General features: G+C 64.1%; 20 protein-coding genes. 10 read left to right on the top strand and 10 right to left on the bottom strand.

What is annotated here, in order from left to right:
* The first annotated feature begins 15 nt into the window (after window positions 1–15).
* The 7 genes from nuoL to BGP02_RS15695 all read left to right on the top strand — a co-directional run bounded on the left by nuoL (window position 16) and on the right by BGP02_RS15695 (window position 7,173).
* Window positions 16–2,061 (top strand): NADH-quinone oxidoreductase subunit L, encoded by a 2,046-nt coding sequence (gene nuoL, locus BGP02_RS15725; protein ID WP_017233023.1) that lies wholly within the window; start codon window positions 16–18, stop codon window positions 2,059–2,061.
* A gap of 18 nt (window positions 2,062–2,079) precedes the next feature.
* Window positions 2,080–3,561, top strand: coding sequence for an NADH-quinone oxidoreductase subunit M (locus BGP02_RS15720; protein ID WP_017233024.1), 1,482 nt, complete (start codon window positions 2,080–2,082; stop codon window positions 3,559–3,561).
* 20 nt (window positions 3,562–3,581) lie between these two features.
* On the top strand, window positions 3,582–5,051 hold the full coding sequence (nuoN, locus tag BGP02_RS15715; RefSeq protein WP_017233025.1) for an NADH-quinone oxidoreductase subunit NuoN: 1,470 nt from the start codon (window positions 3,582–3,584) through the stop codon (window positions 5,049–5,051).
* Between the two features lie 90 nt (window positions 5,052–5,141).
* Window positions 5,142–5,456: a DUF2818 family protein gene (locus BGP02_RS15710; protein ID WP_017233026.1), complete on the top strand. Its 315-nt coding sequence runs from the start codon at window positions 5,142–5,144 to the stop codon at window positions 5,454–5,456.
* A 76-nt stretch (window positions 5,457–5,532) separates the two neighbouring features.
* Entirely contained in the window at window positions 5,533–6,126 is a 594-nt protein-coding gene (locus BGP02_RS15705) for an NUDIX domain-containing protein (RefSeq protein ID WP_017233027.1), read from the top strand.
* 65 nt (window positions 6,127–6,191) lie between these two features.
* Window positions 6,192–6,665 carry a DUF1178 family protein gene (locus BGP02_RS15700; protein WP_261938768.1) on the top strand — a complete coding sequence of 158 codons (474 nt, stop codon included), beginning with the start codon at window positions 6,192–6,194 and terminating at the stop codon, window positions 6,663–6,665.
* Between the two features lie 52 nt (window positions 6,666–6,717).
* A complete protein-coding gene (locus BGP02_RS15695) occupies window positions 6,718–7,173 on the top strand; it encodes a MaoC family dehydratase (protein ID WP_017233029.1) in 456 nt (151 codons plus the stop codon).
* Between the two features lie 52 nt (window positions 7,174–7,225).
* On the opposite strand, the gene BGP02_RS15690 is transcribed toward BGP02_RS15695, so the two are convergent.
* The 7 genes from BGP02_RS15690 to BGP02_RS15660 all read right to left on the bottom strand — a co-directional run bounded on the left by BGP02_RS15690 (window position 7,226) and on the right by BGP02_RS15660 (window position 14,262).
* A complete protein-coding gene (locus BGP02_RS15690; RefSeq protein WP_017233030.1) occupies window positions 7,226–7,561 on the bottom strand; it encodes a YegP family protein in 336 nt (111 codons plus the stop codon).
* Window positions 7,562–7,814: 253 nt separating this feature from the next.
* Window positions 7,815–8,507 carry a glutathione S-transferase C-terminal domain-containing protein gene (locus tag BGP02_RS15685; protein ID WP_017233032.1) on the bottom strand — a complete coding sequence of 231 codons (693 nt, stop codon included), beginning with the start codon at window positions 8,505–8,507 and terminating at the stop codon, window positions 7,815–7,817.
* Complete coding sequence (locus BGP02_RS15680) at window positions 8,504–9,778, bottom strand: acyl-CoA dehydrogenase family protein (protein WP_017233033.1); 1,275 nt, start codon at window positions 9,776–9,778, stop codon at window positions 8,504–8,506. Before BGP02_RS15680 ends, BGP02_RS15685 begins: the two co-directional genes overlap by 4 nt.
* Complete coding sequence (locus BGP02_RS15675) at window positions 9,775–10,923, bottom strand: phosphotransferase (RefSeq protein ID WP_017233034.1); 1,149 nt, start codon at window positions 10,921–10,923, stop codon at window positions 9,775–9,777. Before BGP02_RS15675 ends, BGP02_RS15680 begins: the two co-directional genes overlap by 4 nt.
* Window positions 10,924–11,047: 124 nt before the next feature.
* Window positions 11,048–11,806 carry a histidine phosphatase family protein gene (locus tag BGP02_RS15670; protein ID WP_150563043.1) on the bottom strand — a complete coding sequence of 253 codons (759 nt, stop codon included), beginning with the start codon at window positions 11,804–11,806 and terminating at the stop codon, window positions 11,048–11,050.
* A gap of 103 nt (window positions 11,807–11,909) precedes the next feature.
* Window positions 11,910–12,689, bottom strand: a complete 780-nt coding sequence (locus BGP02_RS15665) for an oxepin-CoA hydrolase, alternative type (RefSeq protein ID WP_017233036.1) — start codon at window positions 12,687–12,689, stop codon at window positions 11,910–11,912.
* Window positions 12,690–12,705: 16 nt separating this feature from the next.
* Entirely contained in the window at window positions 12,706–14,262 is a 1,557-nt protein-coding gene (locus BGP02_RS15660) for a 3-hydroxyacyl-CoA dehydrogenase (protein ID WP_286798818.1), read from the bottom strand.
* Between the two features lie 600 nt (window positions 14,263–14,862).
* On the opposite strand from BGP02_RS15660, the gene BGP02_RS15655 reads away from it, so the two are divergent.
* Window positions 14,863–15,519 (top strand): glutathione S-transferase family protein, encoded by a 657-nt coding sequence (locus BGP02_RS15655; protein ID WP_130025602.1) that lies wholly within the window; start codon window positions 14,863–14,865, stop codon window positions 15,517–15,519.
* A gap of 108 nt (window positions 15,520–15,627) precedes the next feature.
* Here BGP02_RS15655 and BGP02_RS15650 read toward each other — a convergent pair whose 3' ends face one another.
* The gene (locus BGP02_RS15650; protein WP_017233039.1) at window positions 15,628–16,824 is read right to left on the bottom strand and encodes a pyridoxal phosphate-dependent aminotransferase; all 1,197 of its coding nucleotides are present in this window, start codon (window positions 16,822–16,824) and stop codon (window positions 15,628–15,630) included.
* A 139-nt stretch (window positions 16,825–16,963) separates the two neighbouring features.
* Window positions 16,964–17,476, bottom strand: a complete 513-nt coding sequence (locus BGP02_RS15645) for a putative toxin-antitoxin system toxin component, PIN family (protein ID WP_017233040.1) — start codon at window positions 17,474–17,476, stop codon at window positions 16,964–16,966.
* 47 nt (window positions 17,477–17,523) lie between these two features.
* Here BGP02_RS15645 and yaaA point away from each other — a divergent pair, with 47 nt between their 5' ends.
* Both yaaA and BGP02_RS15635 read left to right on the top strand, forming a co-directional pair.
* The gene (gene yaaA / locus BGP02_RS15640; protein WP_261938765.1) at window positions 17,524–18,303 is read left to right on the top strand and encodes a peroxide stress protein YaaA; all 780 of its coding nucleotides are present in this window, start codon (window positions 17,524–17,526) and stop codon (window positions 18,301–18,303) included.
* Between the two features lie 65 nt (window positions 18,304–18,368).
* Complete coding sequence (locus tag BGP02_RS15635) at window positions 18,369–19,517, top strand: M14 family metallopeptidase (protein WP_286798817.1); 1,149 nt, start codon at window positions 18,369–18,371, stop codon at window positions 19,515–19,517.
* A 44-nt stretch (window positions 19,518–19,561) separates the two neighbouring features.
* On the opposite strand, the gene BGP02_RS15630 is transcribed toward BGP02_RS15635, so the two are convergent.
* Window positions 19,562–20,224 (bottom strand): BspC domain-containing protein, encoded by a 663-nt coding sequence (locus tag BGP02_RS15630; protein WP_017233043.1) that lies wholly within the window; start codon window positions 20,222–20,224, stop codon window positions 19,562–19,564.
* Window positions 20,225–20,252: the final 28 nt, after the last annotated feature.

The following is a 20,252-nucleotide window of genomic DNA, read 5'->3' as shown; positions in this document are numbered from 1 at the left end:
AAAGCGAACGCTGTTATGGCATCCACATTGAATCCCAACCTGCTGCTCGCGATCCCGCTGGCGCCGCTCGTCGGCTCCTTGATTGCCGGCCTGTTCGGCAAGCAAGTCGGACGCGCGGGCGCCCACACGGTCACGATCCTCGGCGTACTGGTCGCGTTTGTCCTGTCGGTCATGACGTTCATCGACGTCATGAACGGGGCGAGCTTCAACGCCACCGTCTACGAATGGGCCCGCATCGGCGAGCTCAAGCTCGAGATCGGCTTCCTCGTCGACACGCTCACCGTTACGATGATGTGCGTGGTCACTTCCGTCTCGCTCATGGTGCACATCTACACCATCGGCTACATGGCGGAAGATCCTGGCTACCAGCGCTTCTTCTCGTACATCTCGCTGTTCACGTTCTCGATGTTGATGCTCGTGATGAGCAACAACTTCCTGCAACTGTTCTTCGGCTGGGAAGCGGTGGGCCTGGTTTCGTACCTGCTGATCGGTTTCTGGTACACGCGTCCGACCGCGATCTACGCCAACATGAAGGCGTTCCTGGTCAACCGCGTCGGCGACTTCGGCTTCCTGCTCGGTATCGGCCTGCTGCTGGCCTTCACCGGCACGCTGAACTACGGCGAAGTGTTCGCCAAGGCCAACGAGGTCGCGGCCCTGTCGTTTCCGGGCACCGACTGGCGCCTGATCACCGTGGCCTGTATCTGCCTGTTCATCGGTGCGATGGGTAAGTCGGCGCAGTTCCCGCTGCACGTGTGGCTGCCGGACTCGATGGAAGGCCCGACCCCGATTTCGGCACTGATTCACGCGGCCACGATGGTGACCGCGGGGATCTTCATGGTGAGCCGCATGTCGCCGCTGTTCGAACTCTCGGACACGGCGCTGTCGTTCATCACGATCATCGGCGCGATCACCGCGTTGTTCATGGGCTTCCTGGGCATGATCCAGAACGACATCAAGCGTGTCGTGGCCTACTCGACGCTCTCGCAGCTCGGTTACATGACGGTCGCGCTCGGCGTGTCGGCCTACCCGGTCGCCATCTTCCACCTGATGACGCACGCGTTCTTCAAGGCGCTGCTGTTCCTCGGTGCGGGCTCGGTCATCATGGGCATGCATCACGATCAGGACATGCGCAACATGGGCGGCCTGTGGAAGTACATGCCGATCACATGGATCACGTCGCTGCTGGGCTCGCTCGCGCTGATCGGGACACCGTTCTTCGCCGGGTTCTACTCGAAGGACTCGATCATCGAAGCCGTGGCCGCCTCGCATCTGCCGGGCTCGGGCTTCGCGTACTTCGCCGTGGTCGCCAGCGTCTTCGTCACGGCGTTCTACTCGTTCCGCATGTACTTCATGGTCTTCCACGGCAAGGAGCGTTTCGGTCAGGTGCATCACGACCATGACGAGCATCACGAGGAAGAAGAGGAAACCGCCGATCACCACCACGGTCTGGCCCCGGGTCAGAAGCCGCACGAGTCGCCGGCGGTGGTCACGATCCCGTTGATTCTGCTGGCGATTCCGTCGGTCATCATCGGCGCCATCGCGATTGCCCCGATGCTGTTCGGCAGCTTCTTCAAGCAGGGCGTGGCGTTCAAGGACGTGATCTACGTTGGCGAAAACCATCCGGCGATGGAAGAGCTGAGCCACGATTTCCACGGCTGGCTGGCGATGGCGTTGCACTCGTTCGGCACGCTCCCGATCGCCCTGTCGGCGCTGGGCATCGTGCTCGCGGCGTTCTTCTACCTGAAGCGCCCGGATATTCCGGAAGCGCTGAAAAATCGGTTCTCGGGCATCTACAACCTGCTCGACAACAAGTACTACATGGACAAGATCAACGAAGTGGTCTTCGCCAAGGGCGCGCTCAAGATCGGTCGCGGCCTGTGGAAGGCTGGCGATCAAGGTCTCATCGATGGCGCAGTCGTGAACGGCAGCGCGCGTCTGGTGGGCTGGTTCGCCGGTGTCATCCGCTTCGTTCAATCCGGTTACATCTACCACTACGCGTTCGCCATGATCCTCGGCATGCTCGGGCTCCTGACGCTGTTTGTGACGTTGAACGGCAAGTAATAGGGGGAGCCAACAATAATGCAATCGCTACCGCTTCTGAGTCTGGCCATCTGGCTACCCATCATCTCGGGGATCGTTGTCCTCGCGGTGGGGAATGACCGCAACCCGGGCGGCGCACGTGCGCTGTCGCTCATCGGGTCGCTGATGAGCTTCCTGGTCACGCTGCCGTTGATCTCGAACTTCGACGCCAATACGGCGGCGTTCCAGTTTGTCGAGAAATCGAGCTGGATCGACCGCTTCCACATCAACTACTTCCTCGGCATCGACGGCATCTCGCTGTGGCTGATCGTGCTGACTTCGCTTATCACGGTGATCGTGGTGATCGCGGGTTGGGAAGTGATCACGGAGCGCGTCGCCCAGTACATGGCCGCGTTTCTGATCCTCTCGGGTCTGATGATCGGGGTGTTCTCGGCGCAAGACGGCCTGCTGTTCTACGTCTTCTTCGAGGCCACGCTGATCCCGATGTACCTGATCATCGGTGTGTGGGGCGGCCCGAACCGGGTGTATGCCGCGTTCAAGTTCTTCCTGTACACGCTGCTCGGCTCGCTGCTCATGCTGGTCGCGCTGATCTACCTCTACAACGTGACGCACTCGTTCACGCTGACCGACTGGTACGCCGCGAAGCTGCCGATGAACGTGCAGATACTGCTGTTCGTGGCGTTCTTCATGGCCTTCGCCGTGAAGGTGCCGATGTGGCCGGTGCATACCTGGTTGCCGGACGCCCACGTGGAAGCGCCGACCGGCGGCTCGGTCGTGCTGGCCGCGATCATGCTCAAGCTTGGGGCCTACGGTTTCCTGCGCTTCTCGCTGCCGATCGCCCCGGACGCCAGTCACTACCTGTCGGGCTTCATGATCACGCTCGCGCTGATCGCCGTCGTCTACATCGGCCTCGTGGCCCTGGTGCAGACCGACATGAAGAAGCTGGTGGCGTATTCGTCGATCGCTCACATGGGCTTCGCGATTCTCGGCTTCTTCATGTTCAGCGAAATCGGCATGCAGGGTGCGCTGGTCCAGATGATCTCGCACGGCTTCGTCTCGGGCGCCATGTTCCTGTGTATCGGTGTGCTGTACGACCGCATGCACTCGCGCAACATCGCCGACTACGGCGGTGTGGTGAACACGATGCCGAAGTTCGCAGCGCTGTTCATGCTGTTCACGATGGCCAACAGCGGTCTGCCGGCGACGTCGGGCTTCGTGGGCGAATTCCTGGTGATCCTGGGCGCCGTGAAGCTGAATTTCTGGGTGGGTCTGCTCGCTGCGACCTCGCTGATCACCGGTGCGGCGTATTCGCTGTGGATGTACAAGCGCGTGATTTTCGGCGCGATCGCCAACGATCACGTGCGCGAGCTGGTCGACATCAACAAGCGCGAATTCTTCATGCTGGCCGTGCTGGCGGCGCTCACGCTGTTCATGGGTATCTATCCGAAGCCCTTCACCGACCTGATGCACACCTCCGTCGTTAACCTCCTCGCCCACGTGGCGCAGACCAAGCTGCCTTAATCGGGGAGGATATCCAGATCATGCAAAACATCAATCTGCTGCCTGCGTTGCCGGAGGCCATCCTGCTGCTCATGATCCTCGTGATCATGATGTGCGACGCGTTCCTCGGCCAGACGCGCAAGCTCAACTACGTGCTGGCGCTCATCACGTCCGCAGTCGTGTCCGTGCTGTGGGCATGCAACGCCAGTGATCCGGCGTCGCACTACCTGTTCGGTAATGTGTTCGTCGCCGATCCGATGTCGAACCTGCTCAAGGCCTTTGGCGGCCTCGCTACGTTCGTCACGTTCGTCTACGGTCAAAAGTATCTGGAAGCCCGCGGTCTCGCCCGCGGCGACTTCTACGTTCTCAGCCTGTTCTCGCTGCTGGGCCTGTCGGTGATGATCTCGGGCAACAACTTCCTGACCTTGTACCTGGGTCTGGAACTGATGTCGCTGTCGCTGTACGCCCTTGCCGCCGTCTGGCGCGATTCGACGAACGCGACCGAGTCGGCCATGAAGTATTACGTGCTGGGGGCGCTCGCCTCGGGCTTCCTGCTGTACGGCATGTCGATGATGTACGGCGCGACCGGCTCGCTCGAACTGTCCAAGGTCTTCGAAGTCATCGCTTCGGGTGCTGTGAACAAGGTCGTGCTGGTGTTCGGCGTTGTGTTCGTGGTGGCCGGTCTGGCGTTCAAGCTCGGCGCTGCGCCGTTCCACATGTGGGTGCCCGACGTCTACCAGGGCGCGCCGACCCCGGTCACGCTGCTCATCGGTGGCGCGCCGAAGCTGGGCGCCTTCGCGCTGCTGCTGCGCTTGCTCGTCGAAGGCATGCTGCCGCTGGCGATCGACTGGCAGCAGATGCTGATCATCATGGCGGTGCTCTCGCTGGTGATCGGTAACCTGACGGCGATTGTGCAGACCAACGTCAAGCGCCTGCTGGCCTACTCGACCATCTCGCACATGGGCTTCGTGCTGCTGGGCATGCTCTCGGGCGTGGTGGGCGGCAAGATCGACGGGATCGCCGACGCCTACGGTTCGTCGATGTTCTACAGCGTGATCTACCTGCTCACGACGCTGGGCACGTTCGGTATCGTGCTGCTGCTCTCGCGCCAAGGCTTCGAGGCAGAGAATCTCTCCGATCTGAAGGGCCTGAACCAGCGTAGCCCGTGGTTCGCGTTCGTGATGCTGATGCTGATGTTCTCGCTGGCCGGCATTCCGCCGCTGGCAGGTTTCTACGCCAAGCTGGCCGTGCTGCAAGCTGTGGTGAACGCGGGCATGGTGTGGTTGGCGGTGGTGGCGGTGTTGGCCTCGCTGATCGGTGCGTTCTACTACCTGCGTGTCGTCAAGCTGATGTACTTCGACAAGGCCGATGACCACAATGCGCTGCAGGGCAGCGGCACGATGCGTTTCGTGCTGTCGCTCAACGGTTTGGTTCTGCTGTACCTGGGCTTGATGCCTGGCCCGCTGATGGACTGGTGCCTGCGCACCATCAAGCTGACGCTCGCCAGCTGAGCGCGTTAGACTACACGAAGGCGGCCGGGCGGGTCGAAATGACCGGCCCGGCGCACGACAGACGAACCGGCGGAGGGATGATCGATGGGTATGTCGGCAGGCGGTATGCTGGTGATTGTGCTGTCCCTGTTGGGCGCGAATCTGCCGTTCGTGAACCAGCGCCTGTTTGGCGTCATCGCGCTCAAGCGAGCGGTCAAGCCGCTGTGGTGCCGGCTGGTCGAGATGGCGGTGGCTTACTTCGTGGTGGGGGCGCTCGGTTATCTGATCGAGTCGGGCATCGGCAACGTGTTTTCGCAGGGCTGGCAGTTCTATGCGGTCACGGCCAGTCTTTTCGTCGTGTTCGCGTTTCCGGGCTTCGTGTACCGGTATTTGTGGCGCCATCGACCGGCTGCCGTTGTGGCCTGAGATGTTTGCTTCGCAAGACGCCGCCCTTGGGCGGCGTTTTGTTTTGGGTTCGCCAATTTTCAGCCGTGGAGGGCTTATGACCCAGCGTCAATTCGACGATCGACATCTGATTGAGACGCGTCTTGAGAGCGATACGGTCTATGACGGTTCGTTCCTGACCATCAAGCGCGACCGCGTGCGTCTACCCGACGGCAAGACGGCAACGCGCGAATACACCACCCATCCGGGGGCCGTCATGGTGATCCCGCTCTTCGACGACGGCCAGGTGCTCATGGAGCGTCAGTATCGGTATCCGCTCGAGCGCGTGATGACGGAGCTGCCCGCCGGCAAGCTCGACGACGCGGAGGGCGGTCTCGCGTGCGGCCAGCGTGAGTTGCTGGAAGAGACGGGGTATCGCGCCGAGCGCTGGGATTACCTCACGCGTATTCACCCGGTGATTTCGTACTCGACGGAATTCATTGACATCTGGCTTGCGCGCGACCTCACGCTTGGCGAACAACGCCTCGACGAGGGCGAGTTTCTCGACGTGTTCAAGATGCCCGCGACCGAACTGCTGCAATGGGTGCGGGACGGGCGTATCACGGACGTCAAATCGATCATCGGCGCGTTCTGGCTGGAAAAGATATTATCGGGCGTGTGGCAGCCGAACGAGCGGTCGCCACAACGCTGATCCATCGTCATTTTTTTCGATCCCCGGTCTCGTGACCCACGGGGTCGGGATACATCCATTGCGTCATGAAGGTTTTTGACTTGCGTTGTGCACACGAGCACACCTTCGAGGGCTGGTTCGGCTCGGAGGACGATTACCTGTCGCAGCAAGCGCGGGGGCTGGTGACATGCCCCGTCTGCGGCGACGCGAAGATTGCCCGCATGCCGTCTGCGCCGCGCCTGAATCTGTCGGGGGCGACGTTGCGTGCCGAAGGCGCGCCGGCCGCGCGACCGCCCGGCGACTCGGCCTCGCGGGACGTCGCCAAAGCGAAAGGCGAGCTGCAGACGCTCTGGATGAAGGCGGTGCGTCACGTCATGGCGAACACGGAAGACGTGGGTAGCCAGTTTGCCGAGGAAGCCCGCAAGATTCACTATGCGGAAGCCCCGGAGCGCAATATTCGCGGCACGGTGTCGCGCGAAGAGAGCGAAGCACTGGCGGAAGAGGGCATCGACGTCATGCCGCTGCCGATTCCCGACGGCTTCAAGGATACGTTGCAGTAAGCCCGTAACCGTCTGGCGGATGACGCCAGCACGCCGCATGCAGGAGCTAGCGATGGCAACTCTCGAGTACTACTTCGAAGACTTCACGGTCGGTGACACCTTCGATCTGGGCGAATACACGTTCACGGCGGACGAGATCGTGCATTTTGCGCGGCAATTCGATCCCCAGCCGTTTCACATCGATGAAGCGGCCGGGCGCGAGTCGCATTTCGGTGGGCTGGTGGCCAGCGGCTGGCACACGTGCAGCATCATGATGCGGATGAACGTCGACCAACTGCTCTCGCGCTCGTCGAGCATGGGGTCGCCGGGCGTCGAGCAGATCGAGTGGCTCAAACCGGTGCGTCCGGGAGACACGATCACGGTCACGAGCAGCACGCTGGAAGTGCGCGCGTCGAAAAGCCGTCCCGATCGGGGCATCGTGCGCCAGCTCTGGACGGCGACGAATCAGCACGGCGAAGAAGTGTGCCGGTTCCGCGGAACCGGGCTCTATTTGAAGCGCGGTGACTGAGTCACGCGAGCGTCGGACTCACCCGCGCTCGCGTCGGCCTGCCGCGGCGGTCTCAATGTGACAGATCGCTCACCGAGGCCGCCGGGGCATCGCGTTTGACCTGCGTGATGCCGTCTTCCATCTGCTCGGCGCTCGAAAACATCTGGCTTTGGCCGATGATCTCGCCATTGCGCGCCTTGAGCACGAAATACGGGCGGCCGGACGTCGACGTCTTGCGCTCGAAACGGTGGTCCTCGGCCGAATTCTTGCGAACGGACTCGATACCGTTCTGCGCAGAGGCCCGCGCCTTGTATGTCTCGGACGAAAGGATAATGTGCCCGCTGTCGGCCATCAGGTGAAAGTGGAATTCACCGTTGGGACTGCGCTTGAGTTCGAACTTGCCTGACATATGTGGATCTCCCGGATCTTCCAAAAGCCAGCGGCGAGGGACTGCGAACTGCAAGGGGACGACGGCGGCCAGCCGCGTCGCAGACGTTTGAAAAACGTCTGCAGGTACGTGTTCGGCGTGTTCGACGCGCCTACGCATCGAGCGTGATTCGCCTAGATTAGCACCGCCAGCGTCGCGGCGAAACCGCAGTCTGTTGCGAAGTGTCAACCACTTCGCTCTACGCCCCGCCGGACCGTCACCGCTCGCCCGTGGCCTAATGGCGCGCGTATTGCGTCGCGCCGAACAGTATCTCGCGGGCCTTGGCATCCTGAAGCGGCTTGCGCGCGTCGGCCAGCACCTTGATGCCGCGCTGCACGGCCGGACGGGCCTCGATGGCGTCGAACCAGCGTTGCACATTGGGGAAGTCCGACATCACCACACCTTGATTCTTCCACGAGCGCAGCCACGGCCAGATCGCAATATCCGCAATGGTGTACATGTTGCCCGATACGTAGGGGTGATGACCGAGCTGCTTGTCGAGCACGCCGTACAGGCGCCGGGCCTCATTGGTGTAGCGCTTGATCGCGTAATCGATTTTCTCGGGCGCGTAGATCCGAAAATGGTGCGCCTGACCGAGCATCGGTCCCACGCCCCCCATCTGGAACATCAGCCATTCGAGCGTCTCGTACTTGCCGCGCACATCCTCGGGCAGGAAGCGCCCGGTCTTGCCCGCCAGATACAGCAGGATCGCTCCCGACTCGAACAGCGAGATTGGCTTGCCGTCCGGCCCGTCCTCGTCGACGATGGCCGGAATCTTGTTGTTCGGCGAGATGGCGAGGAAGGCGTCCTTGAACTGGTCGCCCGCCCCGATATCGACGGCATGTGCGTGGTAGGGCAACCCGCACTCTTCGAGCATGATGTGGACCTTGTGGCCGTTGGGCGTGGCCCAGGAATAGAGCTGAATCAATTGTGGCTCCTTGTTGGGGTGTCAGTTGACGACGGGGCGCCGGGGGCGCTCGGCGCGCTCGCGTAGCGCGCCAGTTCCAGCTTGGCGATGGCGTTGCGATGGACTTCGTCGGGGCCGTCCGCGAAGCGCAACGTGCGCGCGCTCGCATACGCGTAGGCCAGCGGGAAGTCTCCCGAGAGCCCCGCCGCGCCATGCGCCTGCATCGCCCAGTCGAGCACCTGACACGCCATGGTCGGCGCCACGACCTTGATCATGGCGATCTCGGCCCGCGCCGCCTTGTTACCGACGGTATCCATCATATAGGCGGCCTTGAGCGTGAGCAGGCGCGCCTGTTCGATCAAACACCGGGCTTCGGCGATGCGCTCGCGCGTGACGCCCTGCGCCGCGATCGGCTTGCCGAACGCCACCCGCGAGAGCGTGCGCTGGCACATCAGCGAAAGCGCACGCTCGGCCAGCCCGATGAGCCGCATGCAGTGGTGGATACGCCCCGGGCCGAGACGCCCCTGCGCGATCTCGAAGCCGCGTCCCTCGCCGAGCAGGAGACTGCTGGCCGGCACACGAACGTCATCGAGCACGATTTCCATATGGCCGTGTGGGGCGTCGTCGTAGCCGAAGACGGTGAGCGGGCGCACGCGCGTTACGCCCTTGGCGTCGGCCGGCACGAGAATCATCGACTGTTGGGCATGCTTCGGCGCGTCCGGATCGGTCTTGCCCATCACGATGTAGACGGCACAACGTGGGTCGCCCGCGCCGGTCGACCACCACTTGCGGCCATTGATGACGTAGTCGTCGCCGTCGCGGCGAATGCGGCACTGGACGTTGGTGGCGTCGGACGACGCCACGTCCGGCTCCGTCATCAGAAAGGCGGAACGGATCTCGCCGCGCAGCAGCGGTTCGAGCCATTGCGCCTTTTGCGCGTCGGTCGCGTAGCGCTCGAGCGTTTCCATGTTGCCGGTGTCGGGGGCGTTGCAATTGAAGACTTCCGGCGCCCACGGGACTTGTCCCATGATCTCGCACAGCGGTGCGTATTCGACGTTGGTCAGGCCCGCGCCGCGCCCCGAGTCGGGCAGGAACAGGTTCCACAGCCCGGCCTGCTGCGCGAGCGGCTTGAGGCGCTCGATGACCGGCGACGGCTGCCATGCGTCGCCTTGGCGCCGCGCCACCTCGATCGCTTCGAGATAGTGACGCTCGTTCGGGAAAATGTGCTCGTCGAAGAACGCGGTGAGGCGCTCGCGCAATGCCTCGACTTTCGGGCTGTAGGTGAAATTCATGAGGTCTGCGTTCCTTGACTGCCTGCGTGATCGAGATCCCGGGACCCGCACTGCGCGGGGGCTGTGCTGCGCTGCGCGTACATCCAGGCGAGTTCCGCCATCGGCCGCGCGCGCTGGCCGGCATCGAGTGCCTGCTGGCTGACGGCCGTGCCGTCGGCGACGCGCTTCATGATGCCTTGCAGAATTGCGGCGATACGGAACATGTTATACGCGAGATAGAAATACCACTGCGCGGGCCGGGCAATCCCCGTGCGCTCGCTGTAGCGGGCGACGTAGGCGTTTTCGTCCGGTATGCCGAGGGCGGCCCAATCGAGGCCGGCAATCCCGCGAAACACTCCGGGGGTGACGTGCCATGCCATGCAGTGATAACTGAAGTCGGCGAGCGGGTCGCCGAGCGTCGACAGTTCCCAGTCGAGCACGGCGAGTACGCGCGGCTCGCTCGGATGGAAGATCAGATTGTCGAGGCGGAAGTCGCCGTGCACGATGCTGGTGCGCTCGGGCACGCCAGAGGGCAAATGCGCGGGCAGCCACTCGATGAGACGGTCCATCGCGTCGATCGTCTGCGTCTGTGAGGCGCGGTATTGCTGGCTCCACCGGGCGATCTGGCGCGCGATGTAGCCGCCAGGCTTGCCGTAGGACGTAAGGCCGATGGCCGCGTAGTCGACCCGGTGCAGGGCCGAGATGACGCGGTTCATCTCGTCGTAGATGGCGCCGCGCTCGGCCGGCGTCATGCCGGGCAGCGAGGGGTCCCACAACACGCGCCCCGGCACGAAGTCCATGACATAGAACGCCAGCCCGATCACGCTTTCGTCCACGCACAGTCCCCGCATGCGGGCGACGGGGACATCGGTGCCGGCGAGGGCATCCATCACACGATATTCGCGCTCGATGGCGTGGGCGGACGGGAGCAGTTTGGCGGCCGGTGCGGGCTTGGTGCGCAGCACGTAGGCGGCGTTGGGGGTCGTCAGGCGATAAGTCGGATTGGATTGACCGCCGTTGAACTGCGTGATCGTCAGCGGCCCGGCAAAGCCGTCGACATGCGCGGCGAGCCAGCCTTCGAGCGCAGCGGTATCGAACGGCGCGCGCGCGTCCAGTGCGCGTTCGCCGGCAAATGTGGAATAGTCTTGCGCGAGCTCCTCGGCCATGCTGTCTCCTGCATTCCCGGTGCTACGTTGTTCGTGACGATTTCGACCGCTTCGACTGCGTTGCTTTTTGCTTGTTACTTATTGCGTGTGCGGACGCTTCACGTCGTGCGATGGCCCGACGCGCTTATCCTCGCGCTCGCGTGCGCACAAACGACGCGAAGATCTTTTCCATGACGGTCAGCCGGTTATCGCGATGCAACAGTTGCGGCGGCGCAAAGTTCATCAGGCGCACGACCCAGTCTTCGGGCTTGTCGCCCACGTCGAGCGCGTTGATGCAGGCGGGGGTCTGAGCGAGCTGGCCCAGGAAGAGGCGTCCGAGCGGATGCATGGCATGCGAGAGAATCGCCCGATTCACGCCGCCGTGCAACACCAGTAGTACCGTATCCCACGACGTATCGGCGCGCAGCTCCGCCAGCGGCGGCACCACGCGGTCGAGCAACTCGCGCACCGACTCGCCGTTCATGAAGCGGGTGCTCTCGGGCACGAGGCCGTCGAACGCGCCGAGAAACGCCTGCGCGATCTCGCCCGGCGGCAGGTCGGCAATGTTGCCGGCGCGAATTTCCCGCCAGCACGTCCACGTCTCGATGTCGATCTGTTGTCCGGTCTCGGCCAGCACGCGCTCGGCCGTCTCGCGGGTGCGCGGCAGGCCGCTCACGATCACGCGATCGAAGCGGATGTTCTCGGCGGCAAAGGCGCGTCCGGCGGCGCTGGCTTGCGAGCGCCCCAGCTCGTTGAGTGCGACCGCGTCGGCGTCGATAGGCTTGCCGCTGTCGTCGAAGTACGTGACGTCGCCATGACGCATCAGATAGATGCGGCGGCGCTGTGGTGGCGTGAATACCAAGGGACCGGCGGCGGAGCCGGATTGGCCGAGTGAGTCGCGCATGCGGTAACTCTCCTGAGAGGGGCGCCGGCAGTCTAACGGGGCGCTGCGGCAAGGCATTGACCGACCGTGCGTGTCCAAAGTTCGTGCGCGGTCGGTCAAGCCATCAGGCGTATTTTGCCGGACGTTTCTCAAGGAAGGCACTGATTCCTTCCAGACCGTCAGCATGGTGAAGCGATGCGACGAAACTATCGCGCTCGGCGCCCAACTGCGAGGTGAGCGTCTCGCTGGCACCGCTTTCGATGAGCGACTTGATCCGGCCGACGGCGTTCGGCGAGAGCTGCGCGAGATCGGTCGCCCAGTTCAGCGCCTCGGCCCGGGCTTGTCCCGGCGCGACCACGCGGTTGACGAGACCGGCCGCGGCCAGGCGCGCCGCCGCGACCGGCTTGCCTTCGAGCAGGATCTCGGTGGCGAGCGGGCGGGGCAGGGCTTGCGAGAGGAACCATGAGCCGCCGCCATCGGGCGTGAGGCCGACCTTGACGTAGGCCATCACGAACTTGGCGTTGTCGGCCGCGACGAGCAGGTCGCACGCGAGCGCGAGCGAGAAGCCCGCCCCGGCGGCGGCGCCCTCGACGGCCGCGATGACCGGCTTCGGACACGCACGCAGCGCCTCGATCCATTCAGCGAGCGCGTCGATGCTTGCCGCCTGTACCGATGGGTCCTTCTGACGATTCTCCAGCAGCCGGTTCAGGTTGCCGCCCGCGCAAAAGAAGTTGTCGGCGCCGGTGAGCACCACGGCGCGCACGGACGGGTCGCGCTCGGCCGTGGTCAGCGCTTCGACCCCGGCGGCGTACATGTCGGGGTGCAGCGCATTGCGCGCCCCCGGGTTCGACAGCGTCAGCACCAGCGTGTGGTCAACGCGTTCGGCAAGCAGTTCGGCGCTCATGGGGCGAGTCTCCAGATCACTGTTCTTCGGTCAGCAGCGACACGCCCAGTTGCGCGCGGCGCGTGAGCCACGGCGACGGACGATAGCGCTGATCGCCGTAGAACGATTGCAGATTGCGCAGCACGGTGAGCAGTTGGCGTGCGCCGACGGCATCGCCGAGTGCGAGCGGCCCTTTGGCGTAGCCCAGGCCCAGCGTCACGGCGCGATCGATGTCGCCGGGTGCTGCGATGCGTTGCTGCGCGATGTCGGCGCCGATGTTCACGATGGTGGCGATCACGCGCTGGGCGACAAAGCCCGCCGAGTCGCGAATCACCGTCACGGGTGTGCCGCCGTGCGCAAACAGGGCGTGTGCGGCGTTGCGTGCTTCGGGCGTCGTGATCGGCGTGGTCATCAGCGTGTGGCGCTTCGCGCCGGCGAGCGGCAGCAGCGTGTCGACGGCCACCGTGCGCGCCGCGTCGAGTCCCTGTTCGACGGCGCAGGTCGTGGCGTCGAGACCGAGCGGCGTGACAACGATCAGCGCCGTTGCTGACGGCTTGTCGCCGCTTTCGAGGGGCACGCCCGTCGCGCCGAGCAGTTCGACCACGGCCGCGAAGCCGCGCGTATCGGTGCGGCTCACCCAGACGCTGGCGGGCAGGGTGTCGGGCGCAGGGGCTTCAGGCGGCACTTGCTGTTTGCCGTCGACATAGCGATAGAAGCCTTCGCCGACCTTGCGGCCCAGCAGGCCGCCCGCGAAGCGTACGGCCGTGATCGGCGACGGACGGAAGCGGGCTTCTTCGTAGAACTGGTGGTAGATCGATTCCATCACCGGGTGCGAGACGTCGAGTGCCGTGAGATCGAGCAGTTCGAACGTGCCAAGACGAAAGCCGGCCTGCTCGCGCAGGATACGGTCGATGTCAGCAAAACTCGCCACACCTTCGCTCGCCACGCGCAGGCCTTCGGTGTTCATCCCGCGCCCGGCGTGGTTGACGATGAAGCCCGGCATGTCCTTGCAGCGCACGGCCGTGTGCCCCATGCGCTGACCCAGCGCGAGCAGCGCATCGCCGACCTCGGGGGCGGTACGCAGGCCGTCGATCACCTCCACCACCTTCATGAGCGGCACCGGGTTGAAGAAGTGGTAGCCGGCCACGCGCTCTGGACGCTCGCACGCGGCGGCGATCGCCGTGATTGATAGCGACGACGTGTTCGACGCGAGAATCGCGTCTGCCGCAACGATGCCCTCCAGCGAGCGGAACAGATCGCGCTTGACGTCGAGTTTTTCGATAATGGCTTCGACCACGAGCTGGCAATCGGCCAGATCCTCAAGGACGCCGCATGCCTGCAGACGGCCCATCGTCGCCTCGACACTCGACGCTTCGATCTTGCCCTTCGCGGCGAGCTTGTCCAGCGTGTCGCGCAGGGTGCCCAGTGCGGCTTGCACGGCGCTGGCGTTGGTGTCGTAAAGTTTCACGCGCAGGCCAGCCTGCGCGGCGATCTGGGCGATGCCACGGCCCATGGCACCGGCGCCGACGATGCCCAGCACGTCGATAGTCTTGCCGGGGGCGTTCGCGCAGGCCTGGGAGGAGGATGCAGTCATTCGGAGTGTCTCGAAATGGGGGTCGATGGTCGTCGATCGGAGTCGCGCGGTGGGCGCGCCCGGCGCTGGCACGGAGGGGATGCAACATTCTATCGTCCGACCGGTCGGTCTGGAAATGAATTTCCTGATGACTCGCCGAGCAATGCAAACCGGTGCCCATCACGCGTTGGCGCTATTGTCGCCGATCTTGCGGCGGCTGCCAGCGCTTGTTCCGCTGGGCGGTCGGCCGGGGGCGTAGTCCATCGGACCGTTCGTGGACCTGCCGTTGGGCCGGGAGGCAGATTTCGGGACATCTTCCCGTGTGCGCGTCTCACGACCGATCGTGCGATGCCGTTACACTGCGGGTGGCCGCCAGTCGCGTCGGTTGCACGCATCGCCAAGGTTGACCCCGTGGCGCTCGCTGCATGACGCAGTGAGCGTGTGGATCGACAACGATGCCGCAACCGTCGCACCACCGTCGCACCACCGTCGCGCGATCGGCCGACAACGACGCGCTACCGCTCCATCGGCGGCAGCGCACCAGGGACGCATCATGACACTGCGCACGCGCCGCTGCCTCGACGACAACCGAGGCGCTAGCCGTGACGCATCGGAGACATCATGTTGAAGCTGTACGGTTTTCCCATCAGCAACTATTACAACAAGGTCAAGGTAGTACTGTACGAGAAGGGCTTGGCATTCGAGGAGTCGGAGTCGATTCCCTGCCAGGATGAGTCGCTGCTGCAATGCTCGCCGCTCGGCAAGGTGCCGTATCTGGAGACGGAACAAGGGTTCCTGTCCGAGTCACAGGTGATCTGCGATTTCCTCGAAGCGACGCATCCGTCGCCCGCGCTTTTCTCGAAAGACCCGTGGCGGCAGGCGAAGGAACGCGAACTGCTCACGATGGTGGAGTTGCACCTGGAGCTGGTTGTGCGCGACATCTACGGGCAGGCGTTCTTTGGCGCGACGGCCTCGGATGGCACGCGTCAACGCACCGAGAAGCTGCTGCGCCGGAACATCGTGGCGTTCAAGCGGCTGGCGAAGTTTGCGCCCTACCTTGCCGGCGATACCTTCTCGATGGCCGACGTCGCCGCGGGCATCCATCTGCCGATCCTGGGGATGGCCACACAAGCGGTGTATGGGGAGGATTTCCTGCAAGCGGCCGGCATCGACTGGAAGGCGTATGGCAAGGGGCTCGCCGAACGCGAATCGTTCCAGCGCATGCGCGCTGAGCAGAAGGCGTACCAGCAGGCCCAGCAGGCGAAGAAGGCGGGGTAATTCCGACGCGCCTGCCACCGCCGCGCATCACGCGCCGAGGCAAAAGCGAAAGGGCCGCGATTGGAAAAAGATCGCGGCCCTTTTTGCGTCTTGCTGAAGCGGTTCGCGTCAGATCTTCGCGAGTCGTGCCAGCGCCTCGCGCAGAGTGTCGTCCCGCTTGGCGAAGCAGAAGCGCACCACACCGGATTCATGCGGCTCATGATAGAACGCCGAGACGGGAATGGCCGCCACGCCGATCTCGCCGGTCAGCCACAGCGCGAAGTCGGCTTCGCTCATGTCGCTGATCGCGCTGTAATCCACGCACTGGAAGTAAGTGCCTTCACACGGCAGCAACTTGAAGCGCGTGCCCGCAAGCCCCTCGCGGAACAGGTCGCGCTTCTTCTGGTAGAAGCCTGCGAGTTCGAGGTACGGGGCGGGATCGCGCATGTAGTCGGCCAGACCGACCTGCATTGGCGTGTTGACCGTGAACACGTTGAACTGATGCACCTTGCGGAATTCGGCCGAGAGTGACGCCGGCGCCGCCACGAATCCGACCTTCCAGCCCGTCACGTGATATGTCTTGCCGAAGCTCGACACGATGAAGCTGCGGCGCGCGAGTTCGGGATGGCGCGCCACACTCTCGTGCCGCTTGCCGTCGTACACCATGTGTTCGTAGACCTCGTCGGAGATCAGCAGGATGTCGGTGCCGGCCACGATCTCGGCGAGCTTCGCGAGATCCTGCTCGTGCCACACGGTGCCGCTGGGATTGTGCGGCGTGTTGAACAGGATGAGACGCGTGCGCGGCGTGATCGCCGCCGCCAGCTTGTCGAACGGAATGCGGAACTCGGGCGCGTCGAGCGTGATGAACACAGGCTTGCCACCGGCCAGCTCGATCGAGGGGACGTAACTGTCATACGTCGGCTCGAACACGATCACCTCGTCGCCCGGATGCACGCACGCGAGAATGGCCGTGAGCAGGGCCTGCGTGGCACCGGCCGTCACCGTGATTTCAGTGTTCCAGTCGTAAGGCTGCCCGTAAAGCCGGCCGATCTTGTCGGCGATCGCCTGGCGCAATGCCGGCACGCCGGCCATCGGCGGGTACTGGTTATGGCCGTCGCGCATCGCGCGCGAGACGGCATCGACGATCTTCGGATCGCACGCGAAATCGGGGAAGCCCTGCCCGAGGTTCACCGCCTGCTTCTCGGCGGCGAGCGCCGACATCACGGTGAAAATGGTGGTGCCGACGTTCGGCAGACGTGACGCAAGCGGCGGGGCGACCAACGCCTGAGCGGCGGGCGCGACAGATGCGGTGTGGGGCGCGTTCATGTAGGCAGTGGACGATGCAGTGATCAGGCCGCCATTCTACCGCCGCTGCGCCCGGCCTGCGGGCGATGCCGGAGGTTGGGTTGCGTTTTCGGACATGCCGCGGCCATGCGTTCGCCGATTCCGATCGGACTTTCGGACATTACCCGTTCGCGTTGAGCAGCGACGCGAACGCGCTCGCCGTCACGATGCGAAAGCCGAACTGGCGTGCCACCCGGCTGCGCAGCTTAAGCACCGCTTTGTCCTTGCTGACGAGCCAGTGTGCATGACCGTCGCGTGCGGCTTCGAGGAATTTCTGATCGTCGCGGTCGCGGCACAACGGCAGCGGGGCGCCCGGCGCGGCGTCTTCCGGCACGACGATGCGATGCGTGTTGGCGTCGACCCAGGCGAGCGCGGCGTCGTTGTCGATTTCGCGCGACGCGAATTGCGGGTAAGTAAGCACCACGGCGAGTTCGTCACGACAGCGCGACGCCATGAGCGCCGTGAGGCGACGCTCGACGAGGGCATCGCGGACCGGACGCACAATGGGGTCGTCGAAGACGAGCAAGTCGATCCAGACATTGGTGTCGAGCACCACGCGCGGTGGTGTGGCGAGCGTATCGAGATGGTCGGCGAAGGCCCGTTCGGCGGGCGTGGCAACAGCGTTCTGAAGCATTGGATAGAATGTGGGTTTCTCGTTTTCGCAGGGACGCTGCACCCGATATGATAATTGTTCTCTCGCCGGCCAAATCACTCGACTACGAAACGCCGCCGCACGTGAGCACGCACACCGTGCCACAGTTCGTCGACGACGCGGCCGAACTGATCGACGGTCTGCGCGAACTGAGTCCGGCACAGGTGGGCTCGCTCATGAGCATTTCCGATCAACTTGCCGCGCTCAACGTTACCCGCTACGCCGACTGGAACGCCCGCTTCGACACGAGCAATGCGAAGCAGGCCGTGCTTGCCTTCAACGGCGACGTCTACGAGGGCCTCGCGGCCCGCACCCTGAGCGCCACGCAGCTCGACTTCGCCCAGAAACATCTGCGCATTCTGTCCGGCCTGTACGGCGTGCTGCGCCCGCTCGATCTGCTGCAGCCCTATCGTCTGGAGATGGGCACTCGCTTTGCCAATAAGCGCGGGCGTGATCTGTACGCGTTCTGGGGCGAGCGTGTGACGCAGACGATCAACGCGTCGCTCGCGGAGCACACCGAGACGCGTCGCGTGCTCGTGAACCTGGCGTCCGAAGAGTATTTCAAGGTCATCAAGCGCCGTCTGGTGGCCGCGCCGGTGATCACGCCGGTGTTCGAGGACTGGAAGAGCGGCAAGTACAAGATCATCAGCTTCTATGCCAAGCGCGCGCGCGGTCTGATGGCGCGTTACGCCATCGAGCGCGGCGTGACCGACGTGCAGCAGCTCAAGGCCTTCGACAGCGAAGGCTACGCGTTCGACGACACGGTCTCGAACGACGCGCTCTGGGTCTTCCGCCGTCGCGTGGCCTGACGTTCGTGAGCCTTCGACCCTGGGCAAGTGCCCGGGGTTTTTGATTTCCGCCAGCGAGACAAGTCATGACTGTCCAGATCAGCAGCAAGTTCGATAGCGGCGCCATCGAAGTGGTGAGTGCCGAGCGTGCCGACGACATTCACGTCCGCATTGCCCGGGACGGTGCCGCCGAATTTGCGCAGTGGTTCCATTTCCGTGTGCAGGGGGTGGGCGGTACGCCGTGCCGGATCGTGTTCGATAACGCGGCGCAAACGTCGTATCCGCGCGGCTGGGAGAACTACCGCGCGGTGGCGTCGTACGATCGCGTGAACTGGTTTCGCGTGCCGACCTCGTACGACGCGAAGGTCATGACGGTGTCGTTCACGCCGGCGCACGACAGCGTGTATCTCGCGTATTTCGAGCCGTATGCCGAGGAGCGTCACCTGGCACTGCTCGGCACGGCGCAGAACTCGCAGAGGGTGAGTTCGCGCTCGTTGGGGCAGACCGTCGACGGGCGGGATATGACCTTGCTCACCGTGGGTGAACCGCGCGCGGGCAAGCGCAATCTCTGGGTGATCGCGCGTCAGCATCCCGGCGAAACGATGGCGGAGTGGTTCGTGGAAGGACTGTTGCGCCGCCTGCTCGGGGCGGGCGACTGGGCGGGCGATCCGCTCGCCACGGCGGTGCTCGACGAAGCGGTGCTGCATATCGTGCCGAACATGAATCCGGACGGCTCGGCGCGCGGCCATCTGCGTACCAATGCGGTGGGCGCGAATCTCAATCGCGAGTGGCTGGCGCCGGACCCGATGCGCAGCCCCGAGGTGTATCACGTGCGCGCAGCCATCGAGACGCTCGGCTGTGACATGTTCTTCGATATTCACGGCGACGAGGCGCTGCCCTACGTATTCCTGGCGGGCAACGACGGCGTGGAGTGGGCGACCGACGAGACACTCGCGCGCGAGAAGGCGTTCGGCGAGCGCCTGAAGGCGGCGAGCCTCGATTTCCAGGACAAGTTCGGCTATCCGCCGGGCAAACACGGGCCGGACTCGCTCAAGCTCGCGTCGAAGTGGGTCGCCCATCGCTTCGGCTGCCTGTCGCTCACGCTCGAAATGCCGTTCAAGGACAACGCGAACCGTCCCGATCCGCACGTCGGGTGGAGCGGCGCGCGAAGCGCCGCGTTGGGCGCGTCGATGCTTGCCGCGATCTGGGCACAGATGCAGGCCGATAACGCGTGAGAGGGGACGGACGGTCAGCGCGAGCGCTGGCCGTCACCCGGCGCTCAGTGCGATTTCTTTTTCGTCGCGGTCTTCTTGGTGTTGCTCGACTTTGCCGACGACTTGCCGCGCGACGCCTTGGACGAGGCGCCATGCCTGCCCGATTTCGCGGCCGCGTGCTTCACCTTGCCGTGTGTGCTGCCGCGTTTGGCGCGCTTCACCGGCTGTTCGACCTGTGAGAGCGGCGACGTATAGTTGAAGCCCATCATGCGACCGTCGGCGTAGCCGCAGCGAATATGGATGTTGTCCGTCTGGCCGCTGGTGCGCTTGCCGATGCCGTCGAGTTCGACCATCTGCGTGACGTCCACACGTTGCTTGTGCTCGTCAAATGGCCCTGACCACGGCAAGACCTTGGCGTGCTCCGAATCGAGCGCGTTGTCGGCATACTCGACGCTCTCGTATCCGGGCAGCGTGGCAACGACGAAACTCGCGTGCGCGGCGCAATCGGCCACCAGCGGATCGGCGTGACGCGTGTTGACGAACTGCTCGACCAGCGCGCGATGTTGTTCGAGGGTGAAGGCCTGTGCCGGGGCCGCCACGGCGCACAGGCAGAGCGGAACAGCGACGGACACGACGGATGCGATGGGTGCTGCCTGTGCGGCTGCGACGACCTGTCGCGCGGCGCGCATTACGACGCCGGCGGCGCGTTGAAAAAATCGATTCGACATTGCTTGAAGTATTCTCGGGGGCGCTAAG

It is taken from the genome of Pandoraea sp. 64-18 (assembly GCF_001899225.1).
Lineage (GTDB): Bacteria > Pseudomonadota > Gammaproteobacteria > Burkholderiales > Burkholderiaceae > Pandoraea > Pandoraea cepalis.
Note: the sequence above shows the minus strand (reverse complement) of the source record. Positions and strands in the feature narration are given on the sequence as shown.